The organism is Peribacillus sp. YIM B13481 (genome assembly GCF_042787985.1).
Lineage (GTDB): Bacteria > Bacillota > Bacilli > Bacillales > DSM-1321 > Peribacillus > Peribacillus simplex_A.
In genome coordinates this window covers 18,097-44,238 of sequence record NZ_JBHZPE010000010.1, presented here as the reverse complement: position 1 = coordinate 44,238, position 26,142 = coordinate 18,097, and the positions used below count along the sequence as shown (strand labels likewise).

The 26,142-nt window shown below is 41.9% G+C and carries 28 protein-coding genes; 7 read left to right on the top strand and 21 right to left on the bottom strand.

All coding sequences use genetic code 11. From position 1 onward, the window contains the following. Positions 1-120: 120 nt before the first annotated feature. Entirely contained in the window at positions 121-381 is a 261-nt protein-coding gene (locus ACFX4X_RS08650; protein WP_061463949.1) for a YqkE family protein, read from the bottom strand. Between the two features lie 132 nt (positions 382-513). Between ACFX4X_RS08650 and ACFX4X_RS08645 the strand changes: the two genes are divergently transcribed. Continuing rightward, positions 514-1,413 carry an alpha/beta hydrolase gene (locus ACFX4X_RS08645; RefSeq protein WP_377382963.1) on the top strand — a complete coding sequence of 300 codons (900 nt, stop codon included), beginning with the start codon at positions 514-516 and terminating at the stop codon, positions 1,411-1,413. A 40-nt stretch (positions 1,414-1,453) separates the two neighbouring features. On the opposite strand, the gene ACFX4X_RS08640 is transcribed toward ACFX4X_RS08645, so the two are convergent. The 3 genes from ACFX4X_RS08640 to ACFX4X_RS08630 all read right to left on the bottom strand — a co-directional run bounded on the left by ACFX4X_RS08640 (position 1,454) and on the right by ACFX4X_RS08630 (position 3,599). Next, on the bottom strand, positions 1,454-1,777 hold the full coding sequence (locus tag ACFX4X_RS08640) for an iron-sulfur cluster biosynthesis family protein (protein WP_089361456.1): 324 nt from the start codon (positions 1,775-1,777) through the stop codon (positions 1,454-1,456). 203 nt (positions 1,778-1,980) lie between these two features. After that, positions 1,981-2,313 carry a YolD-like family protein gene (locus tag ACFX4X_RS08635; RefSeq protein ID WP_284470273.1) on the bottom strand — a complete coding sequence of 111 codons (333 nt, stop codon included), beginning with the start codon at positions 2,311-2,313 and terminating at the stop codon, positions 1,981-1,983. A 26-nt stretch (positions 2,314-2,339) separates the two neighbouring features. Continuing rightward, a complete protein-coding gene (locus tag ACFX4X_RS08630; RefSeq protein ID WP_377382961.1) occupies positions 2,340-3,599 on the bottom strand; it encodes a Y-family DNA polymerase in 1,260 nt (419 codons plus the stop codon). A 415-nt stretch (positions 3,600-4,014) separates the two neighbouring features. Between ACFX4X_RS08630 and ACFX4X_RS08625 the strand changes: the two genes are divergently transcribed. Further along, complete coding sequence (locus ACFX4X_RS08625; protein ID WP_061463954.1) at positions 4,015-4,674, top strand: C40 family peptidase; 660 nt, start codon at positions 4,015-4,017, stop codon at positions 4,672-4,674. A 93-nt stretch (positions 4,675-4,767) separates the two neighbouring features. On the opposite strand, the gene ACFX4X_RS08620 is transcribed toward ACFX4X_RS08625, so the two are convergent. From ACFX4X_RS08620 to ACFX4X_RS08610, 3 genes are all read right to left on the bottom strand, one after another. After that, positions 4,768-5,295: a hypothetical protein gene (locus ACFX4X_RS08620; protein ID WP_284470271.1), complete on the bottom strand. Its 528-nt coding sequence runs from the start codon at positions 5,293-5,295 to the stop codon at positions 4,768-4,770. A 156-nt stretch (positions 5,296-5,451) separates the two neighbouring features. Further along, the gene (locus tag ACFX4X_RS08615) at positions 5,452-6,267 is read right to left on the bottom strand and encodes an SDR family NAD(P)-dependent oxidoreductase (RefSeq protein ID WP_377382959.1); all 816 of its coding nucleotides are present in this window, start codon (positions 6,265-6,267) and stop codon (positions 5,452-5,454) included. Next, positions 6,267-7,235 carry an MBL fold metallo-hydrolase gene (locus ACFX4X_RS08610; RefSeq protein ID WP_061463957.1) on the bottom strand — a complete coding sequence of 323 codons (969 nt, stop codon included), beginning with the start codon at positions 7,233-7,235 and terminating at the stop codon, positions 6,267-6,269. Before ACFX4X_RS08610 ends, ACFX4X_RS08615 begins: the two co-directional genes overlap by 1 nt. 520 nt (positions 7,236-7,755) lie before the next feature. Here ACFX4X_RS08610 and proC point away from each other — a divergent pair. Then, a complete protein-coding gene (gene proC, locus ACFX4X_RS08605; RefSeq protein ID WP_377382957.1) occupies positions 7,756-8,601 on the top strand; it encodes a pyrroline-5-carboxylate reductase in 846 nt (281 codons plus the stop codon). A 143-nt stretch (positions 8,602-8,744) separates the two neighbouring features. Here the strand turns inward: proC and ACFX4X_RS08600 are convergent, their stop codons facing one another. Continuing rightward, complete coding sequence (locus ACFX4X_RS08600) at positions 8,745-9,176, bottom strand: VOC family protein (RefSeq protein WP_377382955.1); 432 nt, start codon at positions 9,174-9,176, stop codon at positions 8,745-8,747. A 287-nt stretch (positions 9,177-9,463) separates the two neighbouring features. Here ACFX4X_RS08600 and ACFX4X_RS08595 point away from each other — a divergent pair, with 287 nt between their 5' ends. Then, positions 9,464-10,018 carry a MerR family transcriptional regulator gene (locus ACFX4X_RS08595; RefSeq protein ID WP_284470268.1) on the top strand — a complete coding sequence of 185 codons (555 nt, stop codon included), beginning with the start codon at positions 9,464-9,466 and terminating at the stop codon, positions 10,016-10,018. 174 nt (positions 10,019-10,192) lie between these two features. On the opposite strand, the gene ACFX4X_RS08590 is transcribed toward ACFX4X_RS08595, so the two are convergent. The 5 genes from ACFX4X_RS08590 to rnz form a co-directional block, all read right to left on the bottom strand. Then, positions 10,193-10,987, bottom strand: coding sequence for an ABC transporter ATP-binding protein (locus ACFX4X_RS08590; RefSeq protein ID WP_061463961.1), 795 nt, complete (start codon positions 10,985-10,987; stop codon positions 10,193-10,195). Continuing rightward, positions 10,962-11,993: an ABC transporter permease gene (locus ACFX4X_RS08585; protein WP_377382952.1), complete on the bottom strand. Its 1,032-nt coding sequence runs from the start codon at positions 11,991-11,993 to the stop codon at positions 10,962-10,964. The genes ACFX4X_RS08590 and ACFX4X_RS08585 overlap by 26 nt, the downstream gene beginning before the upstream one ends. Before the next feature lie 32 nt (positions 11,994-12,025). Beyond that, entirely contained in the window at positions 12,026-13,021 is a 996-nt protein-coding gene (locus ACFX4X_RS08580; RefSeq protein WP_377382951.1) for an ABC transporter substrate-binding protein, read from the bottom strand. Between the two features lie 206 nt (positions 13,022-13,227). Further along, complete coding sequence (locus ACFX4X_RS08575; RefSeq protein ID WP_284470265.1) at positions 13,228-14,046, bottom strand: squalene/phytoene synthase family protein; 819 nt, start codon at positions 14,044-14,046, stop codon at positions 13,228-13,230. Between the two features lie 72 nt (positions 14,047-14,118). Then, a complete protein-coding gene (gene rnz / locus ACFX4X_RS08570; RefSeq protein ID WP_284470264.1) occupies positions 14,119-15,051 on the bottom strand; it encodes a ribonuclease Z in 933 nt (310 codons plus the stop codon). Positions 15,052-15,282: 231 nt separating this feature from the next. Between rnz and zwf the strand changes: the two genes are divergently transcribed. Further along, positions 15,283-16,782, top strand: coding sequence for a glucose-6-phosphate dehydrogenase (zwf, locus tag ACFX4X_RS08565; RefSeq protein ID WP_284470263.1), 1,500 nt, complete (start codon positions 15,283-15,285; stop codon positions 16,780-16,782). A gap of 50 nt (positions 16,783-16,832) precedes the next feature. Here zwf and ACFX4X_RS08560 read toward each other — a convergent pair whose 3' ends face one another. Then, positions 16,833-16,994 (bottom strand): hypothetical protein, encoded by a 162-nt coding sequence (locus ACFX4X_RS08560; protein ID WP_155727338.1) that lies wholly within the window; start codon positions 16,992-16,994, stop codon positions 16,833-16,835. 299 nt (positions 16,995-17,293) lie between these two features. On the opposite strand from ACFX4X_RS08560, the gene ACFX4X_RS08555 reads away from it, so the two are divergent. Beyond that, on the top strand, positions 17,294-17,467 hold the full coding sequence (locus tag ACFX4X_RS08555) for an asparagine synthase (RefSeq protein ID WP_089361468.1): 174 nt from the start codon (positions 17,294-17,296) through the stop codon (positions 17,465-17,467). A 55-nt stretch (positions 17,468-17,522) separates the two neighbouring features. Here ACFX4X_RS08555 and gndA read toward each other — a convergent pair whose 3' ends face one another. The 5 genes from gndA to mce form a co-directional block, all read right to left on the bottom strand. Continuing rightward, positions 17,523-18,935 (bottom strand): NADP-dependent phosphogluconate dehydrogenase, encoded by a 1,413-nt coding sequence (gndA, locus tag ACFX4X_RS08550; protein ID WP_317778486.1) that lies wholly within the window; start codon positions 18,933-18,935, stop codon positions 17,523-17,525. Between the two features lie 41 nt (positions 18,936-18,976). Continuing rightward, positions 18,977-20,251 (bottom strand): DNA polymerase IV, encoded by a 1,275-nt coding sequence (locus ACFX4X_RS08545; protein WP_061463968.1) that lies wholly within the window; start codon positions 20,249-20,251, stop codon positions 18,977-18,979. Between the two features lie 581 nt (positions 20,252-20,832). Then, the gene (locus ACFX4X_RS08540) at positions 20,833-21,954 is read right to left on the bottom strand and encodes a tripeptidase T (protein ID WP_377382947.1); all 1,122 of its coding nucleotides are present in this window, start codon (positions 21,952-21,954) and stop codon (positions 20,833-20,835) included. A gap of 225 nt (positions 21,955-22,179) precedes the next feature. Next, on the bottom strand, positions 22,180-23,730 hold the full coding sequence (locus ACFX4X_RS08535) for an acyl-CoA carboxylase subunit beta (protein ID WP_061463970.1): 1,551 nt from the start codon (positions 23,728-23,730) through the stop codon (positions 22,180-22,182). Continuing rightward, on the bottom strand, positions 23,727-24,149 hold the full coding sequence (gene mce, locus ACFX4X_RS08530) for a methylmalonyl-CoA epimerase (RefSeq protein WP_284470260.1): 423 nt from the start codon (positions 24,147-24,149) through the stop codon (positions 23,727-23,729). The genes ACFX4X_RS08535 and mce overlap by 4 nt, the downstream gene beginning before the upstream one ends. A gap of 170 nt (positions 24,150-24,319) precedes the next feature. On the opposite strand from mce, the gene prli42 reads away from it, so the two are divergent. Further along, the gene (prli42, locus tag ACFX4X_RS08525) at positions 24,320-24,415 is read left to right on the top strand and encodes a stressosome-associated protein Prli42 (RefSeq protein WP_284470259.1); all 96 of its coding nucleotides are present in this window, start codon (positions 24,320-24,322) and stop codon (positions 24,413-24,415) included. 43 nt (positions 24,416-24,458) lie between these two features. Here the strand turns inward: prli42 and ACFX4X_RS08520 are convergent, their stop codons facing one another. Beyond that, entirely contained in the window at positions 24,459-24,974 is a 516-nt protein-coding gene (locus tag ACFX4X_RS08520; protein WP_061463972.1) for a L,D-transpeptidase, read from the bottom strand. A 31-nt stretch (positions 24,975-25,005) separates the two neighbouring features. Further along, positions 25,006-25,995 carry an aromatic acid exporter family protein gene (locus tag ACFX4X_RS08515; protein WP_377382943.1) on the bottom strand — a complete coding sequence of 330 codons (990 nt, stop codon included), beginning with the start codon at positions 25,993-25,995 and terminating at the stop codon, positions 25,006-25,008. Between the last annotated feature and the right edge of the window lie 147 nt (positions 25,996-26,142).

Here is a 26,142-nt window from a genome sequence, read left to right as displayed (position 1 = left end):
GAACTTACCTTAAATATAATCGTTATGCTTTATAAAATAAAGGAATATCAGTAAGGGATGTTCCCCTATCCGTTTAAAATGGTTCTTCCTGTGGATGGGCTACACTGCCCCCTTTTTTCTTTATTTATAGTTCTTCCAGTTCATATCGCTTTCACCCAATAGCTCCTCGAATGATTTGTTCTTCTCCCGCTGCTTTCTTTCTTCGCGTTTTCTTTCTTCCTCCGCTGCCCTTTTCTCCTGTTCAGCCTCATTCAGTTCCTTTTGCTTTTGACGAAGCTGGGACATGATATCTTGATTGATCATATCACCAAGTTTCAATGATGATGAATCTTTATCTTGGTTTTTGCTTTGATTTTGATTTCGCGGCTGTTTCTTTTTCATCCTTAAAACCTCCTGGCCATTTATTTGAAATTATTATATCACAACTGCCGTTTTCCTCGTTATGGTTTTCAAACAGTGTTTTCCCATTTCCCTCATGGTAAAATAAAGAAAATCAACCGAGGAGGACCCTTCATGAAAAAATGGTGGTTTGCAATAGCTGGAATCCTAACCTATATCATCGGCGTCGGCATTTATTTTTCCAATCGGATCATGTACATGAAAAAGAAGGAAACCGATTATATCCAGAATCGTGAAATCATGGCTAAACGCCTGATCAGGGAGGATTTTGATAATCTGCCTAAAACGGAAATTTGGGTACCCTCACCATCCGGATATTCCTTGAAATGCTTGTTCATCGAACCGCATGACACCAATAAATGGGTGGTCATTTCTCATGGTGTGACGGAAAACAAAGTCAATTCGATTAAGTACATGAATATTTTTCTTAAGCGCGGCTTCAACGCCGTCATTTATGACCACCGGCGGCACGGGGATTCTGGTGGCAAGACGAGCAGTTATGGACATTATGAAAAATTCGACCTGAAGGCCGTAATCGATGAATTGAAAAGACGTAAAGGTTCCGATCTTCATATTGGCATTCATGGAGAATCCATGGGGGCCGTAACCCTGCTTTTATATGCCGGAATGCTTGAAGATGGTGCTGATTTTTACATTGCCGACTGTCCATTTTCAAATTTCGAGGATCAGATCAAACACCAGCTCAAGCTTGAAATCCCATTTCCCTCTTGGACCGTGTTTCCGCTTGGGCGTATGTTCATCAAACTCCGAGATGGATATTGGACAAATGAAGTGTCCCCCATCGATTATATGAAAAACATCCGAAACCCTGTGCTCTTCATCCATAGTGAAAACGACAGCTTCATTCCCGCTTCCATGACAGCGGAATTATATGCAGCAAAAGAGGGCCCAAAGCAGCTGTACATCGCTAAAAAAGGGGCCCACGCTCAATCTTATAATGAAAATCCAAAAGAATATGAAGATCAAATCGATCAGTTTCTCAAACTTGTCTGAACAGAAAAAGAGAGGGTATCCACGATTCCCTCTTTTCTAGTTAGATTTTATTAAAATAGCTCATCCTCGGATTTAAGATTTGATTCGGACTTTTTAATTGAAAGCTGTTCGCTTCCGGAACAAAGTCTATTTTCATGACTTCATCCAGAAAAATCATTTTTGATTTCTCAACATATAGGGGAATTCCGTTCGTTTCCGCTTTTTCGGTACCTTCTTCAGGTTCGTTGACCAGCCATAGCGCGGTCACACCACTTACCACGCAGCCACAGCCATCAGTATCATATTTCAACTGTAAATATCCTTCTTTTCCCTGAACCTTATCGGCTATTTTCTCAGCGGCTCTTTCCGTCCATTCAATATACATGATCCATGCCTCCCGATATCTTTGCATTCCCCTATTATAAACGATAAAAATGTTTCTGTTAATGATACTGCTTCCTTCTGCAAGATCGCCCAGATTATCTTTTGCCCCGATGATCCCCTTTCACCAAGAAGAAAATACATTAAAAAGAACCGATATCGTTTCGAATATGAAAGGCTGTCCCTCGAGAACAGCCCTTCCGCTCATCATTCCATTATCCTTACATCCGCTATATCGGAAAGCTTGATATAGTGAGCCTGCTGAAAGCGATCGACGATATGAAGCTTTTGGGTGAGCTCATTATAATAATGGATCCTGCCGATTAACAGCTGATACCGGTTTCCTTCATAATGAGCGATCGTGACATCCTTTCTTTCCTCCATCGCTTCCCCCATTACCACATTCATTTCTTCCAGTTGCTGCTCATCAAGGATGCGCTTCGTTTCATGGCCATCCTCCACCACCCAATCCCGGAGCATCTTCACATGCTCCGGCAACATCATCGATGTCCATTTGATACGGCCGCGATCACGAATCATTCTTTTCCCTCCCTTCAAAGTCGACCTTACGCCTTATGCCCACCAAGCAGCCTGCTTCGGTAAACGGCTGTACCCGCTTCCGTATACGAAACTGCACGCAATAACGATTTGGGTCCATATTTATGGCGGATTCGATCAACCGTGTAACTCAATTCCCGCTTTTTCCAGCGCGAAGCATCAAATAAAGTCAGCTGCATTTCGTTATCATCCACAATATTCGAGAGTGTGACCGCTATGCTCCGAACCGTTTTTTGCTTATAGTTCTCATGAAAAAGCTCCAGGCAAACTTTATATAACTCCATCGTAATGTTAGTCGGTTCACTAATCGAACGCGAACGATGGAAACCTCCGCCAAACTCATCCTTGCTGTAACCAATGCTTAAGCTGACCGTCCTTCCTGCCTTGCGGTGGGTACGTGCCCTTCTTCCAACCTCTTCGCAAATTTCCAGCATGACCTGCTTGACCTCATGCTCCTCCTTATAATCCCTTAGCAGGATTTGACTTTTGCCAAAGCTGACTTGCCCTTCGATGATTGTTGCCCCCATATCCGATAAATCGATTCCCCACGCATGGTGGTAAAGCTGATTGCCCATAATTCCGAACTTCGCTTCAAGTAATTCAAGATCATAATTGGCAAGCTGCCCGACCGTGAATATGCCCATTCCATGAAGGGTTTTTTCTACGCGCCTGCCGATTCCCCACATTTCACGAAGCGGGGCAATCGGCCAAAGTTTGTTCGGCACATCCTCATACTTCCATTCCGCAATCCCTTTATGCTTGGCTTCCAAATCAAGGCAAAGTTTTGCCATAAGCATGTTCGGACCAATTCCAATGGCACAGGGGAGCTGTAATTCCCGTTCGATTTCATCTTTTATCTTTTCAGCTATCACCTGGGCATCTCCCCATAAAGAAGCGGCACCATCGACTTTCACAAAACTTTCGTCCACACTATACACGTGAATCGCTTCTTTGGGCACATAACGGTTGAACAAGCGGGTGATTTCCGTCGAGACCCTTAAATAGGTCGCCATTTTGGGTTCAACGACGACAATCCTTGGATCATTCGGAATCTCAAACCTCCGCGAACCTGTCTTGATGCCAAATTCCTTCTTCATCTTTGGGGAAGCCGCAAGCACAACGCTCCCCGTCCTCTTCAAATCACCAACCACCGCCAGATAACAATCGAGTGGGTCCAGACCAAGCATGACCGCTGAACAGCTTGCATAAAAACTTTTCATATCGATACACATAATTGATTGTTTCGGCATTGTCCCATAATCCATCATTTCTTCACCCTGACAAGAATATACGTTCGCTTTTATTATATTCATAACTTTAACCGAATATACGTTCTTGTTCAATGGAAGTTTTCATACAATTTTCTACTTTTTAATGCAATTTCCTTCAAAAATATAACGAACCCTAAAAACGGATTAAATACCAATTTTAAACTGATTATCCATATAGTTTTTTTAAAAACAGATCAATTAGGAGCTTGAATAATCTAGAATGAGTCAAAAGGCTTAGTTTTTTTAAATTCCCCTCACTGCTTTCAACAGTCTTTCGTCCATTTAATTTTAGTCTTACTACTCATTTTTTGTAATGAAACTGTAACCAGAATTATGTCTAATTGTCATAATGGTATTGTAGGATAATATTGTTAAGAATAAAAGAGAGATAGATAGAGAGGAAATGAACATTATGAAGAAATGGATCGCTTCAGCTGCTGTTGCATCTGCCATGATGCTAACCCCACTGCAAGCCTTTGCAAATATCGGAGATCAAACCCTCAGACCCGGAATGACACATAGCGATGTCAAACAACTACAACAACTTTTAAAAACCAAAGGTTATTTCACATATTCAGGTTCACTGACTACATATTACGGCACGTATTCCACATCTGCAGTAAAAAAATTCCAAAAAGCTAAAGGATTAACTGCCGACGGAATTGCTGGCCGAGGCACATTTAATGCGCTTGGTGTTTATAATGTCAATAATACAAGCCTAATCAGCTATGCAAAAACCTTAATCGGCAAGCCCTACAAATGGGGCGGGACAACACCAACTGGATTCGACTGTTCAGGCTACATTTATTATGTATTCCAGAAATCACAAGGAATTACCTTACCACGTACAACATCATTGCTCTATTCAAATACAGGGTTAAAAGTATCTTCACCATCTAAAGGTGATCTTGTATTCTTTGATACTTCTTCTGGAAGAACAGGAGTATCACATGTTGGGATCTATATCGGAAATGGTCAATTCATTAGTGCTACATCTTCAAAAGGAATAGCCATCGCGGATATGGATAATTCTTATTGGAAACCAAAGTATTTAGGTGCGAAAACTTTATAAAATCCAGGACGTGAGCTCATTCTTGTGAGCGGATTCCCATAAAATAACCGGACAGAATTCATAAATGATTCAGTCCGGTTTTATTCATTTCTTTTATTTTATATATAGTATTTCATCCGTTAAATCCTCAACCGTCACCATGAATGAAGAATCTAAGTTGGAACGATTCATCATTTCGATATTATATACATGTTCTGAGGGCAAATGGCTGACCTCGAGAATCATGAATCGCTGACTTTCCGCTTTGCTGACATGATCGATGGCAGCAGTGACCGCCCTTTGTTCGGCTAAGCTTTTTGCATCCGTCAAAACAAGAATCAATTCCGCTTCCGCTTTCCCAGGAAATGTTTTCTTGACCCCGCCCCGGTGCCATGGTTTCACTTTCATCCCGATTTCCAGGTCAGCATAATCGAGATCATTCCCATGTTGATCTTGAATATATGTATCATTGGTCACCTTGTAGTACGTCCCTTTAACCAAAATCCTTTTATCGTCAAGATCCGTAATGAAACCTTTTTCCCCCTTATCAATGGCCTCATGCATATTCCTATCAGAAGATTGACAGCTAGCCAGAATAAAGGCAACAATTATATATATATAAAGGTTTACGATCATCTTCATGAAAATCCCTCCTAAAAAATAGACGGTTTTCCTAATGAAACGGTTACCAATTTATTCAAATTTTTTTCAAACAAAGGGGGAATGTCATTGGACATTCCCCTTTTGTTTTATCTATTGCTGACCTTATTCGCCTTGTAGCGCTATAGAAAGTCTGGCCTACTTTTTGAAGAATGCTTTTTTCCCTAAAGATTCGGTGATCTTTGGAAACATGTTATACCATTTCCCAGCTAAATTCATCCAGCCAGGGAGATTGATTTCCCTCTTATTGGTCAGCATCGCTGCTACGATTTTGGTCGCGACATCTTCAGGGTTAAGCATGAATTTTTCAACATTCTTTAAATATGTCCCTGATTCATCCGCAATGTTAAAGAAATTCGTTTCTATGGGCCCAGGATTGACGGTGGTCACAAAAACATGATCTTCCATTAGCTCGAGCCGAAGTGCGTTTGAATAGCCAAGAACTGCGAACTTGGTCGAAGAATACAATGTTGATTTAGGAGTGGCAATTTTACCGGCCTGTGAAGCGATATTGATGATATGCCCCGATTTTCTCCGCTTCATATACGGAAGAACCAGCTTTGTGCAGGCCATTAATCCAATGACGTTAACAGCAAACATTGCTTTCGTTTCATTTAATTCCGTATCCTGCGCTTCTTTAAACGTGCCGAAACCGGCATTATTGACCAATACATCCACTTCACCTATTTGTTCATGGATGTCATTGAATACCCTTGTCACCTGATCAGTATCTGCAACGTCAAGCTTATAGGCATATGCGTCAACCCCATATTGGTTGATTAGTTCATTCTTTAGCTGTTGTAATTTATCCAGGCTTCTGGCCAAGAGGACGAGACGGCCTCCCTGCTTTGCACTTTGGATTGCAACTTCCTTGCCAATCCCTCCGGAAGCACCGGTAATAACAATAACTTTCCCTTGTAACTTATTCAAAAAAGTGAGCCTCCTTGAGAACATTAAGCGATTGAATACAGAATGACCCCTGATTGGATTTCTGTTTCGACTTCACCCAAATCTTCTAAATAATCCAGCTGACCAACCGTTTCCGAAAGTGTCAGGCCCACTTCCTGAAGGTAAACTTTCGGAAAAAGCTGCTGACACACTTCAAAGACCGATAAAGGTTTATCTTGAAGCATGCTTTTCACCTGCATGGCTCGGTTATGCTGCCGCTCGAATCTATATTGAATCAAGTCAGCAACCGCATCTCCTTCCACTTCAGTTCCATGTCCGGAGTATACAGTGGATATGGAAAAATCCAATAATTTCTGAAGTGATGCATTATATTGCAGTAACGGACGAGGCCTCTTACCGCCCAGAAGTAAAGGCGGTTCCATTAAAGGATTAGGTGAAATCTTAGCAAGCAAGTGATCACCCGCGATCATGACACCGTCACTTTCCCTGTAAAAGGATAAATGGCTTTGCGCATGCCCTGGAGTCTCGATCGCTTTCCAGCCTGGAAGACCAGGAAGCTCATCCCCCTCGGCCAAATATCCATGCAGCTTCCGTTGACTAAGGAAGCTGATTTCATCGCGGTTATGGATCAGTTTATTTTTCAGCTCTTCTGCCACTCCAAACTTCGTGGCATAATCAAGAAAAAAACGATTATGGGTTTCAAGGAACTCATCACTGATAGTCAGCCAGCGCTGATTGTTTTTATGTCCATAAACAGGGATATCCTTTTCAAAGAAATCGAGTGCACCTGCATGATCAGGATGATGATGGGTTAAAATGATTTGTTCGATATCAGTCAATTCCAGACCCAAATCACCAAGTCCATTAGTCAAGGCTTCCTTTGATCGTTTTGTTTTAACTCCAGTATCAATTAGCGTTAAAGCATCCCCTTTAACAACATAAACATTTACATCGCCCACTGCAAATGGCGTGGGCAATGCAAGTTTTGCGATATCTCCATTCCAATTCGCCATAATCTTTTCCACCTTAGAAATTATATTTATATAAATCTTTTTATACGCTAGACAGGATTTTTAGTACACTTATCAATAAAATATAGGTATAATTACCATTTTACATGTATTTTTAATCACTGTCATTATTTTCACATAATTCATGTCTATTTTTTGTCGTCCATGCATATATTATCATTGACAGAGTACTGATATATCCTTCATAATCACAAGTAATTAAAGACGGATGGCTTTGATTAAGGCCAAGTAAATTTATTGATGGCGTAAAGAGAGTGAAGCTCGGAATGTGCTGAAAGGCTTCATCGCCCCCTCATTATTGAACCTACCTTATGAGCCTTCAGGAAAACCTGACGTAATTCCCGCGTTAGAGGAATCAAGTGCAGCTTTTCTGTTTATTTGTTATGGAAAAGTTGAACAAAGGTGGTACCACGGAAGCTAGACCTTTCGTCCTTTATTGGATGAGGGGTCTTTTTGTTTTTAAAAAAAGACCGAAAATTTAAAAGAAAAAGGAGCGAGAAATATGAAAAAAATCGCATTTATCGGGGCTGGATCGATGGCAGAAGCAATCATTTCGGGGCTGGTGACTCAACAGGTGATTGATCCAGCAAATATTTTTGTAACAAATAAATCCAATGATGACCGGTTAAATTATTTAAAGAAAGAATACGGGCTAACTGCCACAAGATCGCTGCAGCAATTAGTACAGAATGCAAACCTTGTCGTACTGGCGGTGAAACCGAAAGATATTTTAGAAACGATGCAATCAATAAAAGAATACATTCGCGAAGAAATGCTGTTCATTTCCGTGGTGGCCGGGGTTCATACAACAAGTTTGGAAGGAGTCGCCAACAAACAGTTCTCAATCGTCCGAGCCATGCCTAATACATCGGCAGCTGTAGGAAAATCAGCAACTGCCCTTGCGGCTAATGGTCACACGAAAGAATCGCAATTACAAACGGCGATTACCCTTTTTGAAACGGTAGGAACCGTAGCTGTCGTTGGCGAAGCCCAGCTAGATGCGGTAACAGGCTTATCAGGAAGCGGGCCGGCTTATATATATTACTTGGTCGAAGCATTGGAAAAATCAGCAGAAAAAATAGGTCTCGATTCCGAAACAGCGAAGCAATTGATTCTCCAGACACTGATGGGTGCGGCCGATATGTTACAGAAATCACCTAAAACGCCTGCCGTACTAAGAAAGGAAGTAACTTCACCAGGCGGAACGACTGAAGCAGGTCTGAAAGCACTTCAAGCACATCAAGTGCAAGAAGCATTCATTGCCTGTGTACAAGAGGCGACTGAGCAATCGAAGCGAATGGGCGATCAAATAAGTAAAGAACTTGCCAAGCATGTAGTTTCACAGTAAAAGGCACATGATGATTACCAGCTGTTGCCTAGCCACTCCCGTATAGGCAGTGGCTAGGCAACAGCCCTTTTTTTATGATCCAACTCCTGAAGGCATAGGGAAGGTCCAAGTCTTTTGATTTTCCAGCCCTTCCGCAGTGCGCGTTACTTTATAATGAGCATATCCGTTTCATCAAAACTCCAATCCTTCGAATACGCAACCTCCCAATAGTAACCATCGGGGTCTGAAAAATATCCGCTGTATCCTCCCCAAATAACATCTTGAGGTGATTTCTCGATCGTTCCCCCGGCCTTTTCAGCCTTGTTGATCACTTCATCCACTTCTTCTATTGATTTAGCATTATAAGCGAGCGTAAGCCCCGGGAAACCATGTTTCTTAGGCGGTGCTTTCTCATTGATGTCCTTTGCTAGCTCCTCTAAAGGATACAAAGCAAGTTTCGTTCCTGCATTATTAAAAAAAACGATTGCTGGTTCTTCCTCTTTTATCGATGTGCGGAATCCCAACCCATCCCGATAAAACCTTAAGGATTCATTGATATCCTTAACACCTAAAGTTATAAGGTTAATCCTGTTCATACTATTCCTCCTTTTTTCTTCTTCAAAGGGTAATTCGACATATGAATCATTTTCCCTTTATAGTTTTGATTGACCATCAAGCCACACCATCACAAATGCTTCTTCTTAAATCTCCTAACAAGGCTCACCATTTGCCAAAATCGGTTCCAAGAGTATTCCTTCTCGGATTGGTCCTCATGCAAATTACGTAGGAAATCCACTTTCTTTGCCGAATGAATACTTGTTTTGTCATCTGTAAAGGAATTGCCTCATACTTATCGAATTCAACAACAAAAGGGGGAATCTCGATGAATACAAGTGCAGTTGCCCGGTTACTGAATGTTTCCCATAGTACGATTCAACGCTGGGTCACCCAATTGAACATGGAGGTAGAACGGAATCAGCTTGGCCACTATCAGTTTTCAGATGAAGACATTGCATTATTGAGAAAAATCCAAGATCAGCTGAACGAGGGCATCATTCTCCAAAAGGTCAGTATATCAGAGAAAAAGATTAGAAAAGCAACCGGCCAGAAACACTCCGAAACGAATAAAGAACATGATCAACTGATAGAACGAGTCGTCAGGCTTGAAAATGGACTGAAAACAAAAGCGGACGATGTTGTATCCTATCAACTTTTACAGCACAGAAGTGAAATGGAAGAAATGCACAAGCTCGTTAAAAAGCTCGAAGCTCGTATCGAAGCGTTAGAAACACCAATTGTCCAGCCATTTGATTATTTCCTCGCGGCTGAAGAAGCTGCTGCCACTAAAAAGACGAAGAAAAGGCCATTCATAAAAATGATTTTTGGAAATAACAGAAGGAATGATAGTTCATCATGGAGCACAGCCGACAGCGATTAACATCGATTATATTCAAGATCGTTAATGAGCACCCCACCATAACCATTTTTCCTAGGCTCAAGTACTTCTTCGACATTCGTGCAGTAAATAAAGACCTGATCTGATTAATTACCCCAAAAATAAAAAGGCCAGGACCCAAGATTTATCTCACCTGGGTCGGGCCTTTTCATCATCTTAAATCAACACTGCACGGTCATTGAGCATTTTTTCGCCTTTAATGCGCTGGAATTCGTTAAGCAGTTTTTCAACGGTTAGCTTCTGCTTTTCAGCGCCTCTAGCTTCAAAAATGATCTGTCCCTTATCCATCATGATCAAGGAATTTCCAAGATCGATGGCCTGCTGCATATTATGGGTCACCATCAACGTCGTTAACTGGTTCTTTTCAACGATTTCCTTCGTCAGATTTGTCACAAGCTCTGCCCTGGAAGGATCGAGTGCTGCTGTATGTTCATCAAGAAGCAGGATTTTAGGATCGGTGAAGGTCGCCATCAGCAATGAAAGTGCCTGGCGCTCCCCACCTGATAATAACCCCACTTTTGCAGTCATCCGATTTTCCAAGCCTAAATGAAGGGTACCCAAACATTCTTTAAAAAGCTCTTTCCGTTTTTTTGTCACCCCGAAGCCCAAACCTCTTCTGTTGGTTCTGCCATATGCAATCGCCATATTTTCTTCAATCGTCATATGTGGTGCCGTCCCCAGCATCGGATCCTGAAAAACGCGGCCAATCATTTTAGCACGAGCATGTTCCTCAATGGCCGATACGTTTTCCCCATCAATGATGACTTCACCGGCATCAGGGAGAATCTTGCCGGATATCATGTTCATCAGCGTCGATTTACCTGCTCCATTACTCCCGATGACTGTTACAAATTCGCCTTTAGTCATCTGCAGTTCAAGATTCCCAAGGGCTAGCTTTTCATCTGGTGTCCCTTCATTGAAGACCTTATAAATCTGATTTAACTGAAGCATATCCTTCTCCCCCTTTCGATGAAGTCCCACCATGGCGCATCTGTATTTCTTTGAGCCGCCTTTTCTTTCGGCTTTTTTCCTTTTGTTTATCGGTAATTTTCGGAATGACAAGTGCCCCGACCACAATAAGTGCCGTAATTAATTTAACATCACCTGTATCAAGGAAATCTACGCGGAGTGCCAAAGTTACGACGATTCGGTAAATGATCGCTCCTCCAATGACCGCAAGTGTCGCACGTGCAATCGTTTTTGAGCCAAATAATGCTTCGCCAATTATAACGGATGCCAATCCGATGACGATGATTCCAATCCCCATGCCAATATCGCTAAACCCGTTATATTGGGCAACCAAGGATCCCGAGAAAGCCACAAGTGCATTTCCGATTGCAAGTCCCAGGATTTTCATGTTTCCTGTATGGGCGGAAAAACTCTTGACCATAGCTTCATTATCACCCGTCGCACGTAAAGCAAGACCGATTTCCGTTTTTAAAAAAGCTGACATTCCAGCTTGAATGATTAAAGCCACAATCAACATAACAATTAGTATGGCCCACGTTTTGGGCATGCTATCACCGAGGCCCACGATCGTTAAAAGACCATTCAACACATTGTCCACCCCTGTGCCAGCCCAGGCATCCTGAATATTCGTGATGATGGTTGTTTGGGAAAGCAACGGAATGTTGGATGCACCCATGATCCTTAGGTTGATGGAGTAAAGTGCGATCATCATTAAGATACCTGCAAGGAGTGGATTGATTTTCCCTTTCGTATGAAGGAAACCCGTTATTGTGCCAGCAATGAACCCGGCAACCATTGCACTCAACGTGGCTATGATCGGCGAGAAACCGTTAACGATCATAATGGCGGCAACAGAGGCCCCTGTCACAAAACTGCCTTCCACTGTCATATCCGGGAAGTCGAGAATCCTGAATGTTAAATATACACCGAGTGCCATGATCGCATAAATCATTCCCGACTCAAAAGAGTTGAATAAGGCTGAGAACATATTTTTCTTCCTTCCCCGAACAAAAGCAGAGTTTATTTTACAAACTCAGCATCTGCTTTCCATTCTTCTTTTATTTCAACACCCATATCTTTTGCTGCCTTTTGGTTGATGACCAATTTTAGTTTTTGTGGATATTGAACCGGGATATCTCCGGGTTTTTTGCCATCCTTCAGGATTTCAACCGCTTTTTGCCCCGCTTCATAACCAATATCATAGTAACTGAAGCCATAGGCTGCAAAACCACCCGCATTCACGGAATCCAGCTCGCCAACAAACAAAGGGATATCTTTATCATCTGCCACAGAAATGACCGATTCCAGTGCCGAAACAACTGTATTATCAGTAAAGATATAGAAAGCATCCGCTTTTCCGATTAATGATTCCGCTGCCTGTTTAACATCTGCAGAAGTTGAGACAGATGCCTCCACAACTTTCAATCCCGCTTTTTTCGCTTCCGCTTTCACATTTTTTATTTGGACGACGGAATTTTGCTCCCCTGTATTATAAACGGTTCCAATTGTCTTGGCGCCAAGTTCATCTGCTAGGAATTTCATTGACTTGGCAATTGCTTCAGGATGGGAATCCGTCGTACCCGTCACATTTCCGCCTGGCTTATCCAAAGATGTAACAAGCTCCGCCGCAACAGGATCGGTAACCGATGTAAAAACGATTGGAATATCCTTGGTCGCATTTAAAGCGCTTAGGGCACTAGGAGTGGAATTCGCAAAAATCAAATCCACTTTATCCCCAACAAAGTTATTGGCGATCGTTTGACTGTTATTTTGGTCACCCTGTGCAATTTGAAGATCATATTTGGCATTGATGTCGCTATCCTTCAATGCCGCCTGGAATCCTTTATATGCCTGATCCAGGGAATCATGCTGTACGAATTGTGATACCCCAATGTTGAATGTATCCTTTCCGCCTTCATCCTTCGCCGCATCTTTTTCCTTGTCATTTCCACACCCAGCCAATAATAACCCTGCGACCAATGTCATAGCTGCAGTTGAATATAATTTCTTTTTCATATTTTCCCCCGCCTTTTTTCTTATTTAAGACTATGTCTTTCTAACGAAGCCAGCATTTTCGCTTTTATGTCCTAAATTATAATCGTTTAGTCCCAATTATCCAATATATATTTTAACTTTTTAGAATTTTTCGAGTTTTTAATGTAAAACATCAAAAAAAGCTGCTGTGAAAGGTATGATAACTTTCACAGCAGCTTAATGGAATATCAGTGTTCGACTACTTGATTAACAATTTCGGTAACTGTAGCACGATCAATTTTTTCTTTGCCTTCTTTTAAGGCCTTCAATGTGGCTTTTGCCAATTCCAAAGGTATTTTACAGAATTGGATGATCTCTTTCGTTTCAATTTCCCCAATGTACGCATCGGCTAATGCAAGATTATGTTCCGTATGGGCAAGCATCTCATCGAAACCCCAGCCATCCGGATAAAAGTTCACACCACGTTCTGCATCCTCCTCACGGTTACGCAGGATATTGACCGTTTGGAGTCCACGGCCAAATGCGATGGCAAGTTCACGGTCCGTTTCCGTTCCATCGTACCAGTTCCACATATCGGACAGCATGACGCCAACTAAACCCGCAACATAATATGTGTAATCATCGAGCTCTTCTTCATTATGAATTTGCCAGTCCTTAGTAACCCATTTTGCCATGCCTTCGGCCATTTCCTTTGTCGATTCCAAGACTTTGGCTTTTGCACCGGGAGGACAAAATTGAATCCAGTCCGAAAGAAGCAGGGTCACTTCGGGCAGAAAATCCTTATATGGTTCAAATAACGATTGAAGTTCTTCTTCCCTATGATCCGCCCCAAGCAGCTCGCTTAGAGCATGTAACAGGGTAACCTTAGTATCTGCAGGCAGATCGGGGTGGTCTTCGATCTCATCGATGGCGCGCATGCAAAGGTATGCAGCTCCAATTGCCTCCTGTAATCCCTTCGGAAGATAGCTGATTGGAATGAAAAAAGTCCGGCTTGTTTTTAAGAGAAAATCCATTGCTTTAGTATGTAGGTTACTTTGGTCAGTCATATTTACACTCCTTTAAATATCCAATGAACAATTGATTAATTATATCAAACATTCTCTTTGATTTCAGCTACCCTATTCCTTTGAATATAAAGGAACTTTAATGGCCATTAGATCTTCAGCCATGATCGTGTTTGCGAAGATAGCTTCGCTTTCCTTCCTTAACCTCTCCGAATCCTCTGGAGTATACCGTGAGCTGATATGGGTAAGGATTAGATGCTTAGCTCCCGCTTTCAAAGCCGTTTCTGCAGCCTGAACGGTGGTCGAATGATAATAGGCGGATGCCATTTCAGATTCTTCTGCTGAAAATGTAGCTTCATGAACAAGGTAGTCCGCTGAATCAGCAAGAATGAGAGCATTGCTGCACACACGCGTATCACCCAGAATCGTGATGATCCGGCCTTCTTGCGGAGCACTTAGATAATTCTTCCCATTTAAGATACGGCCGTCATCAAGACTGACCGTTTGTCCATTTTTCAATGCTTTAAAAAGCGGCCCCGGCTTCACACCTTCTTGCAGCAGCCGATCGACGAGCAAGCTTCCCTGGCGATCCTTTTCTACAATCCGGTAACCGATACTGTAGATGCCATGATCCAGCGCCATGGCCGTCACAGTGAATTGTTCGTCCTCAAATGCCACGCCTTCCTCTATTTCAATGATTTCCAATGGATATTTTAAATGAGTGCCACTCACCTGTAAGCTCGTCTTAATAAATGCATCAATGCCATGCGGACCATATACGGTCAATTTATCCACTCCGCCCTGAAAAGATCTGCTGCTTAAAAACCCAGGGAGTCCGAAGATGTGATCACCATGCAAATGGGTGATGAAAATTTTTTCAATCTTTCGCGGTTTGACTGCCGTTTTTAAAATTTGATGCTGTGTTGCTTCACCACAATCGAATAACCAAACCGTCCCGCGCTCTTCCAATAATTGAAGAGCGATTGATGTCACATTACGCGCTTTAGCCGGAACGCCAGCGCCTGTACCTAAAAAAACAAAATCCACGATACTACCTCCGTTGCAAATACTTTATGACTTAACTATAGCATAATCAAAGGTGCTCTTTCATTTATGACTCATTAAAACCGAAACAACATTAAACTTTTAATGAAATATGAGAAAAAAAATGCGCAAATTGATTGCTTTGAGGGAAAGCTAAACGTAAAATTAGAAATTGGTACACAATCGGGAATTCCAACTTTATAGACAGATTTAACGGAAAGTTGAGGTTTTAACATGACAGAAAACAATAAACCCACAGCATTGATTATGATTTTTGGTGCTACCGGAGATTTAGCGAAAAGGAAATTGTTTCCTTCCATATATCGACTATTTCAAAAAGAGAAAATCAATAAATTCGCCGTCGTTGGAGTAGCAAGGAGATCATTGACGAACGAAGAGTTTCAAACAAGTGTCAAGGACTCCATACTTAAGTTTGGACATGCGGAAGAAAAGGTAGACGAATTCATTTCCCATTTCCATTATCACTCCCATGACGTAACTAGCTCGGAATCATACCTGCAGTTAAAAGACATTGCCGAAAATTTAGACGGGCAGTACCATTTAGAAGGAAATCGGATCTTCTATTTAGCGATGGCACCTGAGTTTTTCGGAACGATTGCCGAACAGATTAAAGCTCAAGGCCTGACTGATTCGACTGGATATAAGCGCTTGGTCATCGAAAAGCCATTTGGGCACAGTTTCGAAACTGCCCAAAAATTGAATGAGCAGATTCGAACTGCATTCGCTGAAGATGAAATCTACCGTATCGATCATTATTTAGGAAAAGAAATGGTTCAAAATATTGAGGTCATACGTTTTTCAAATGCCCTATTCGAGCCGCTTTGGAATAACAGATATATATCTAACATCCAGGTTACTTCAAGTGAAACACTTGGCGTTGAAGAACGTGGGCGTTATTATGAAACTAGCGGTGCCCTAAGGGATATGGTCCAAAACCATCTGCTGCAAATGGTTGCCTTGCTTGCCATGGAACCCCCGATCGCTTTGACAACCGAAGAGATCAGAAGCGAAAAAGTGCGGGCATTGCGTTCACTTCGACCTATGAAGGTGGACGAAGTCAATCAATACTTCGTCCGTGGCCAATATGGTGAAGGAACGATAGGCGGTCAAGCACTTCCGGCATACCGCAATGAACATAACGTAAATCCCGAATCCAACACAGAGACCTATGTTGCGGGTAAATTGATGATAGATAACTTCCGTTGGGCCGGTGTACCTTTTTATATCCGTACCGGTAAGAGAATGGATGTCAAATCAACGAATATCGTTGTACAATTCAAAGATATCCCAATGAATCTATATTATAAAACAGAAGAAACGTTGAACCCAAATCTTCTCGTTATCCATATCCAGCCAGACGAAGGTATCACACTGTACTTAAATGTTAAGAAATCCGGGACGACATCCAATACAAAGCAAATGAAGCTGACCGTATCCAACAAAGGGATCGAACACATAAATTCTCCTGAGGCATATGAAAAGCTATTGTTTGACAGCATGCGCGGAGATGCTACAAACTTCACTCACTGGGACGAGGTTGCCCTCTCATGGAAGTTCGTCGATACCATTTCCGATGCATGGGAAAATACTAAAGAAGAATCTTTCCCTAATTATGAAGCAGGATCCACAGGTCCACTTGCATCCGATGAACTCCTGGCAGAAGATGGACATATTTGGTGGCAAATCAAGAAAAGCGAAAATAATGATGATTGATAGGATATCAAGAAGGGATGCAGATTTGAATTCTGCATCCCCTTCTTCATTCATGAAACATTCTTCCTGACCAATTTCTCCCGGATAATATGAAACATTTCCTTGGGCTTTGACATTTCTTCATCTCTTTCTAAATTAAGCCAAAATGAAACACCCAGTTCTAAGACAATGAATAATAAAAAAATGGCTACAGCCAACCAGATGATGAACATTAGTCATCCGCTCCTTCTCTCTTATCTGCCTACTGTATCCTATGGTCCGTCCATGGCTTTCAATGTTTATGTTTCCTTTTCCGCAGGTGTTTAAACCTAAAAAGATGGATGAATGACATACATCATACTACATTTCCATAAAAAAGGAAATAAACCAGCACTATTTACACCTAGTTCATTTTTACCCTTTCCAACCTTTTGGACTCTTTATAGAAAAAGAATGGTAAGGTCTTGCTGAGGTTACACTAGAAAAGGTGCCAGTAATGGCACCACTAACTTCGATCTGGGGGGATTATCGAATGGACATTCGTGAAGGACTAATTCCAACAGCGTTGGGCACAGCCGTGACAGCTGCTGGTTATGCAATGAAGCAGAACCGGCGCTCAAACAAAATGGTGGCTAATACGGTATTTGGTTTCGGTTTGGCACATATTGTATTAGGGGTCATTGACCTTGTGGAGCATCGGAGATAGTTTTTTTAAAAAAGCCGGCTTAAAAGGGAATTCCCTTTTAGCCGGCTTGAACTTATTATTTTTCCATCCATTCGGTATGGAATGTTCCTTCTTTATCAATGCGTTGATACGTATGAGCTCCAAAATAGTCACGTTGGGCTTGAATAAGGTTAGCTGGCAGCGTTTCTGTACGATAGCTGTCGAAATAGGCAAGTGCCGATGACAAGCAAGGAACCGGAATTCCGTTCATCACTGCCGTTGACACTACCTCACGTAGAGCTCCTTGATAGCTTTCGGCAATCCCTTGGAAATAAGGATCAAGAAGCAGGTTGTTCAAGTTCGCTTTACGATCGTACGCTTCCTTGATTTTTTGAAGGAATTGTGCACGAATGATACAGCCGCCACGGAAAATCATCGCGATTTCGCCATATTGCAAGTTCCAGTCATTTTCTTCTGATGCTGCTTTCATTTGTGCAAATCCTTGTGCATATGAACAGATTTTGCTCATATAAAGTGCTTTTCGGATACTTTCAATCAAAGCCTTTTTGTCGCCTGTAAATGATTCGGCTTTTGGACCACGAAGGATTTTACTCGCTTCAACACGCTCGTCCTTGATTGCTGAGATAAACCGGGCGAATACGGATTCCGTAATGATTGGAAGCGGAACACCAAGATCAAGCGCACTTTGACTTGTCCATTTCCCTGTTCCTTTTTGGCCCGCTTTATCTAAAATGATATCGACCATCGGCTTGCCAGTTTCTTCATCATATTTTTTGAAAATATCAGCAGTAATTTCAATTAGATAACTATCAAGTTCCCCTTCATTCCATTCAGTAAAGACTTCATGGAATTCTTCAGCGGACAGTCCAAGAAGATTTTTCAAAAGGAAATAAGATTCGGAAATCAACTGCATGTCCCCATATTCAATACCATTATGTACCATTTTCACATAATGACCTGCTCCATCCGGTCCGATATACGTACAGCAAGCATCACCATCGACCTTAGCTGAAATATCCTTCAAGATCGGTGCAACCAGTTCATATGCTTCTTTTTGACCCCCAGGCATGATGGATGGACCTGTTAGAGCCCCTTCTTCCCCTCCTGAGACGCCTGTACCGATGAAATGGATGCCAAGCTTGCTTAATTCGTCATTACGGCGCTGAGTGTCCTTGAAGAAGGTATTTCCTCCATCAATAACGATATCCCCTTTTTCAAGTAAAGGTTTTAATTGCTCGATTGTCGCATCTGTTGCAGCACCAGCTTTAACCATCAATAAAATTTTGCGTGGTGTTTCCAAAGAATGGACGAATTCCTCAAGCGTGTAAGCGGCCGTTACGTTTTTACCTTCCGCTTCCTTCATCATTTCGTCCGTTTTTGATCCTGAGCGATTATAGACGGAAATTGAATATCCTCTGCTTTCAATATTAAATGCAAGGTTCTTGCCCATTACCGCTAGTCCGATAACGCCAATCTGTTGTTTTGTCATGATCATCTTTCCCTTCTCTATATCTTTACACAGCTTATACGCTATTCTTTTTCAAAAGAAGGATCATTCCTCCTGGATTGCTCAAAGAAATCTTTGCTGAAGCTAGTGTCTGTTCCAATCGAACGGTTCTTCAAGGGTAATCCCTTTTTAATAATATTTTCTCCGTACTTATTTTGCAAGTGTTCCATCGCTTCATACAGAGGTTCTTTTGCTGCATCCTCTTGAAAGGAGAAAATATCCAGCTGTTTGAAGGCTGACTCTTTCTCTATGACATCATAGGCAGTGACACCAAGGAGTCTGATCCCTTCCCCATTCCAATTTTTCATAAAGAGATCTGTAGCTCCATCCAGGATATCCTTTTTTTCAAAAACAGGATTAGGAACCGTCCTGCTTCTCGTTATAGTGCGGCGGTCTTTGTAACGGATCGTCACACCTATTTTTTGACCAAGCAGGCGTTTATTTTTCAAACGGATGGCTACCCTCTCAGAAAGCTTTTCCAATACACCGATCAGTTCTTTTTGATTTGTGGAGTCATGTGGCAGAGTTGTTGAGTTCCCAATGCTTTTATGATCAAAAATCGCTTCGGGATCCACAATCCTGGGGTCAATTCCATTAGCCCTATCTTTCAAACGGATGCCATTGATCCCAAGAAGCTGTTTCAGTTGACTATCATTGGCAATTGCAAGGTCCCTGATCGTCATTATGCCGATGGTTTTAAGCTTTTCCGAGGTCTTATCCCCGATTCCATGCATTTCGTTCACTTGTAAAGGCCAGAGCTTTTCCGAAATATCCCTTTTCCTTAATATGGTGATTCCCATTGGCTTCTTCATATCAGAGGCAGTTTTGGCCAAAAATTTATTAGGGGCAATCCCGATGCTGCAAGGGAGATCCATCGTATTCAAAATTCTTTCCTGAATGCTATTGGCTATATCTAAAGGTGAACCCAATTCGGCGCATTCACTAATATCCAGATACCCCTCATCTATCGAAACCGGTTCAACCATCTCTGTATATTGCCTCAATACATCGAAAATAGCCAGTGATGCCTTTCGATAACGCTCGAAATTCGGTTTCTGAATGACTAATTGAGGACATAGTTTTTTCGCCTGCCAAATTGGCATGGTCGTTTTAACCCCGAACTTCCTCGCCTCATAGCTGCAGGTGACGATTATGCCTCTTCTCTCTTCAACATTGCCTGCAATCGCAAGCGGTTTGCCTTTCAATGAAACATCATATGACATTTCAACTGAAGCATAGAAACTATTCATGTCTACATGGAGAATGACCCTGCCATTTTTGGGATACATGTCCTTCATGTTTGACCGTCACATCCTTGTAAAAATAAAAAACACCGGATAATAGGGCCAATAAAAAACCATTTCTTTTAAGATACCCCTATTTATCTTTGGTAACCACAGTGAAAGATGATGCAAATCCAAGAAAAACAGCCATCATGTCATTGATGACTGTACATAAATTCCAGCAATACTTGAACAAAGATGATACGAGTTTTTGAGGATCAATGATTGTAATCAAACGGCTACCCCATTGGCAACACCCTGCATATATTCAGTTTATTGATTGCCTGGCTGGACTATGTGTCCGGCGGGGAGGACATCCGTCCATTTTGCAATCCACCTCTGTTCATCATTGCCGAGAGCTGATTTACCTGGATATTACCTCATTCATATCTATCAGTGGTAACAATTCATTCCTGACCTTGCCCATTCCAGCAACAAATCCTTGCTAGGGGGAATCAATTATATGGCATCAGATTTCTCGATGGAAATCACGGATTAAAATCGGTAAAGCACATTCCTCATTTCCAACAAGAAATACGGCCACCTTCTTTAGATTTACTCAGGAAACTCTCTTCCGGATCTATTTTTCGATTTAATTATTCCCCGGATACTTCTTTGATGATACTGACAACCATTTCAGCAAGCTTCGTTAATTCCTCAACGGGTATTCTTTCATTCGTAGTATGGATATCTTCATACCCCACTGCGAGATTGACAGTAGGAATCCCAAAACCTGCAATGACATTGGCATCGCTTCCGCCGCCGCTTTTAACCAACTCGCATGGACGACCGATTTTCTCTGCTGCCTTTCTTGCGACTTCGACTACATGATCGCCAGCCCCATATTTAAAACCAGGATACATGACGTTAACTTCAACTTCAGCACGTCCGCCCATTTCAATGGCGGCAGTCTCGAATGCCTCTTTCATTCTCGCCACTTGTTTTTCCATTTTTTCAGGAATCAAGGATCTTGCTTCCGCAAGGATTTCAACATGGTCACAAACAATATTGGTTTGCTGTCCACCTTGGAAACGTCCGATGTTGGCTGTCGTTTCCTCGTCGATCCGGCCTAACGGCATTCTTGAGATCGCTTTGGAAGCGATCGTAATTGCCGAAACTCCTTTTTCAGGAGCGACACCAGCGTGAGCAGTCTTGCCTAAAATTATCGCAGACACTTTCGCCTGAGTAGGTGCAGCAACGACGATATTGCCAACTTTTCCATCACTATCAAGAGCAAAACCGAATTTTGCCGTTACAAGTGAGCGATCCAATGCCTTTGCCCCTATCAAGCCAGATTCTTCACCGACTGTTATGATAAATTCGATTGTCCCATGCTCGATATTCTGTTCTTTCAACACTTTAAGCGTTTCTAACATGACCGCTAATCCAGCTTTGTCATCCGCTCCTAAAATGGTCGTTCCGTCTGACACTATGTATCCATCTTTGATGGAAGGCTTGATTCCATTACCTGGTACAACCGTATCCATATGGGAGGTGAAATAAATGGTATCTACGCCTTCTTTCATTCCTTTTAAAGTACATACTAAATTGCCTGCACCATGACCAGTAACTGCTGTTGTATCATCTTCAAAAACCTCTACACCCAGTGCCTCGAATTTTTCTGTCAGCACTTTGGCGATGGCTGCTTCATTTTTCGTTTCGGAATCAATCTGGACCAATTCCATAAATTCACTAACTAAACGTTCTTCATTAATCATAAAATAAAACCTCCAAAAAAGTTTTCCTCTTTAATTATACTTCTAAAAGCGGCGCCCCGGCAAATAATGTGAAATTGAGGAACCGTGCTTAAATGGAATGCTGGTCATCCCCCGTCCAAAGTTCCCCTTAAAAAGGGTGAATGATAACATATAAATGGTTTTCGAATTCTTCCCAGTATGGAAAAGAGCCCAAAATAGATATATTTCGGGCTCCTTGCAGTTGGATCATAACGGGATATTGCCGTGTTTTTTCCATGGACGTTTTTCTTTTTTGTTGCGAAGCATTTCAAGTGATTGAATGATCTTAATCCTTGTTTCCCGGGGATCAATTACATCATCTACCATTCCAAGACTTGCAGCAACATATGGATTAGCGAATTTATCACGGTATTCTTCTATTTTAGCTGCACGAGTCGCTTCAGGGTCTTCACTATTTTGAATTTCACGGGCAAAAATGATATTTGCCGCTCCAGCAGAACCCATTACCGCGATTTCCGCATTTGGCCATGCAAATGTTAGATCAGCACCGATGGATTTACTATTAAGGGCCACATAAGCTCCTCCGTATGCTTTACGCAGGATGATCGTCAATTTTGGTACTGTTGCTTCTGAATAAGCGTATAGCAGCTTTGCACCGTGACGGATTATCCCGCCATGCTCTTGTTTAACGCCCGGGAAGAAGCCTGAAACATCTTCAAACGTAATTAACGGAATGTTAAACGAGTCACAAAAACGAATAAAACGGGCAGCCTTATCAGATGAATCAATATCCAGTCCCCCTGCCAATACTTTTGGCTGGTTACAGACAAGTCCCACTGATTTCCCTTTGATTCGGGCTAAGCCGACCACTATGTTTTTCGCAAAGCCCTCTTGCACCTCCATGAAGGAACCCTCATCGACAATTTGCTCCAATACTTTCCGAACATCATATGGACGGATCCCTTCATAAGGGACTACATCCGTTAAGTCCGGACGGTAGTCATCTCCATCGTCCGTTTCCAAAACCGGCGGCTTCTCTTCATTGTTTTGTGGAAGATAGCTCAGGAGACGTCTAACGTCGGCCAATACTTGTTCTTCTGTCGCTCCCTTGAAATGCGCATTACCGCTTATGGTATTATGTACAGTCGCTCCACCCAACCCTTCAGATGAAATCTTTTCACCCGTAACCGTTTCAATGACTTTAGGTCCTGTTATGAACATTTGGCTCGTTTTTTCAACCATGAAGACAAAGTCGGTTATGGCTGGAGAATAAACGGCTCCGCCTGCACAAGGTCCCATAATAACGGAAATTTGTGGAATGACGCCTGAATAAATGGAGTTCCGATAAAATATTTGTCCATAACCGTCAAGGGAAACAACACCTTCTTGAATACGCGCTCCACCAGAATCGTTCAAACCTATGAAGGGGGCCCCATTTTCCGCTGCCAAATCCATAACATTGGCAATTTTCAGAGCATGCATTTCCCCTAGTGCACCGCCAAATACAGTAAAGTCCTGGGAAAACAGATAAATGTCGCGGCCGTTTACCTTTCCATAACCGGTGACAACCCCTTCTCCCGGTCCTTCTTCCTTTTCCATGCCAAAATTAGTATTACGGTGTTTGATGAAAGGATTAAGTTCAATGAAAGTTCCCGGATCAACTAAAAGCTCGATTCTTTCCCTTGCAGTAAGTTTGCCCTTTTCATGCTGCTTATCGATTCTTTCTTCACCGCCGCCCATTTCCACTTTGCGGCGTCTGTCATATAAGTCATTGATCGTTTCATATATGTCTGTCATTCCTGCTCCTCCTTTGATCCGGCTCGTTCACAAAGCTCAAACAATACACCTGAAGTAGACTTGGGATGAACGAAAGCAACATCTGCTTTGTGTGCTCCCTTTCTTGATGAATCATCAATCATGCGCAATCCTGATTCTTTAATTTCTTTAATTCGATCTTCGATACTATCGACACCAAGGGCCACATGATGAATCCCTTCACCGCGTTTATCAATGAATTTGGCGATTGGACTTGACGGTGACAACGCTTCCAATAACTCCAAACGGGTATTGCCTGCCAAGATAAAGGCCACTTTTACGCCTTGGCTCTCCACTGTCTCTATTCCTTCAAGTTCCAAGTTCAGCGTTTCCGTGTAAAGTGGTAAGGTTTCATCAAGTGACTTGACGGCAATACCAATATGATCGATATTTTTAATCATCATTCATCCCCCCATGTTATGTATTATGGATGACTCTATTAAAATACTATTAATCTTCCATTGAAGCCTTTCAAGATTCGGAATAATATGAACATTGTACTTTTACTTGTTTCTACTAAACGTTCAAGTTAAAATAAAACCAATTAAACTGTTTGAGGGAGAGAGAGCATATGGGAAATAAAAAAATAAGAAAGATCGTCGTGTATTTAATGCTTATCTCGATGTTGATGACGACCTTATTATCAGGTATCGCATTTCTTTTATAATAAATATCGGAATGAGAGGGAAGCAAAGACTTCCCTCTCTTTTTTATTTTATCGCTCCGTTTTTCTTTGCCAAAGTTTTGAAATCATCGTTCGACTTGGTGATTAACACCTTTGTGCCGATAGGGACTTTTTCATACAAACGCTCTACATCGGCTTTATGCATCCGTACACAGCCATTTGAAATGAATTTACCGACTGACGACGGTTGATTCGTACCATGTATCCCGTAAATCCTGCCATCGGTATTTCGTGCATCAAATCCAATCCACCTCGATCCCAAAGGGTTCCTGGGATCGCCGCCCGGAATATTCTTTTTTCGATAATAGGGATTGACCGCTTTTATTTTAACCGTGAAAATCCCTTCAGGTGTCAATTCCTGACTCTTCCCAGTGCCGACCGGCAGAATCTCCTTGACCTCGTTATCATCAATGAACGCCAATTTATTGTTGGCTTTATTGATGATGATAAAAGGATCTCCCGGCTTAACCGATTGAGGTTGAGCTTGTACCTGTAGCGGCCACAAAGATAGCATAAGCAACAAAGAAAGGATCCATTTCATTTATATCAATTCCTTTACTTTTTTGCTTAGTTTAAGCCATGTGCCTCTTTTTCATTCGGTTATTGGCCAGCTTGGGTAGCCCCTTGAAGGAATGCTTCAACAATAAATAGCGTTCCATTTCCTTCATGAGCTGCAGTAATGCGGCCCTTGATTCAAACTCTTCCCGTGTCTGTGGAAGTGCCATTCCCCTAAAATGCATCTCCATTTCTTCAAGCTTTTTCAGGTAAAGAATGGCCGTATTTTGTGGATGGACGTTTTCTGCCAGGTCCTCAATAAAATCAGCCACTATCCCGCTTTGCTTGACGACCAATGGAATATTCGTGACTAGAGGAAGAATGCGTTCAATTATTTCAAATTGCTTTTCACGCATTTTGAAATAATGGTAATACAGGTCTTCTTCCCTTAAGAAATGATTTTCCACGTCCCTGAAGGCAAGGCTTTTGGCTTGGTTAAGAAGATTGGCTGTTTCAGTAATTTCCTTACCATCCCATGTGTGGTCATTATCCCTTAAATAGCGGACAATCCCCATTAAGATCGCACTAAAGTTAGTTTCGATACTTTCCTGATAGGCAAGCAGTTTTTCTTCGACACTGGGCATGTACAGATTCATGACAAGTGCAACTCCAACTCCAACGGCAATTAATATCGTTTCATTGATCAGCAGGGAAAAAGTGATGTTGCCAGCTCCATAAAGATGCATGATGATGACACTGCTCGTTACAATTCCCTCATTAATCTTCAAGGCAACTGTCGTAGGAATGAAAATCAAAAGGATCAACCCTATTGTCAGCGGATGGAACCCGATGAAATGAAAAAATAGGGATGCATAGACCATTGCGATCAAACAAGCTAAAAACCGGTGCCAGGAGGCATCCACCGACTTCTTTTTTGTAACTTGAATGCATAAGATCGTTATGATTCCCGCAGCCGAAAAATATTCCAGGTTAAGCATTTGTGCAATAATAATTGCCAGGGTAACCCCCAAAGCAGTTTTAATCGTCCTGTATCCGATTTTAAACATTGTTATGTATCACCTGGCTCTTTCGCTATCTATTATAATACTATCAGGATTTCTGATGTTTTTACAGTCCTTTGTGAATGAAATTTCCAATTTTTCAAAATCCATTCACTCAAAAATACATTATAGGAATAAAATAAAAAAAGGTAA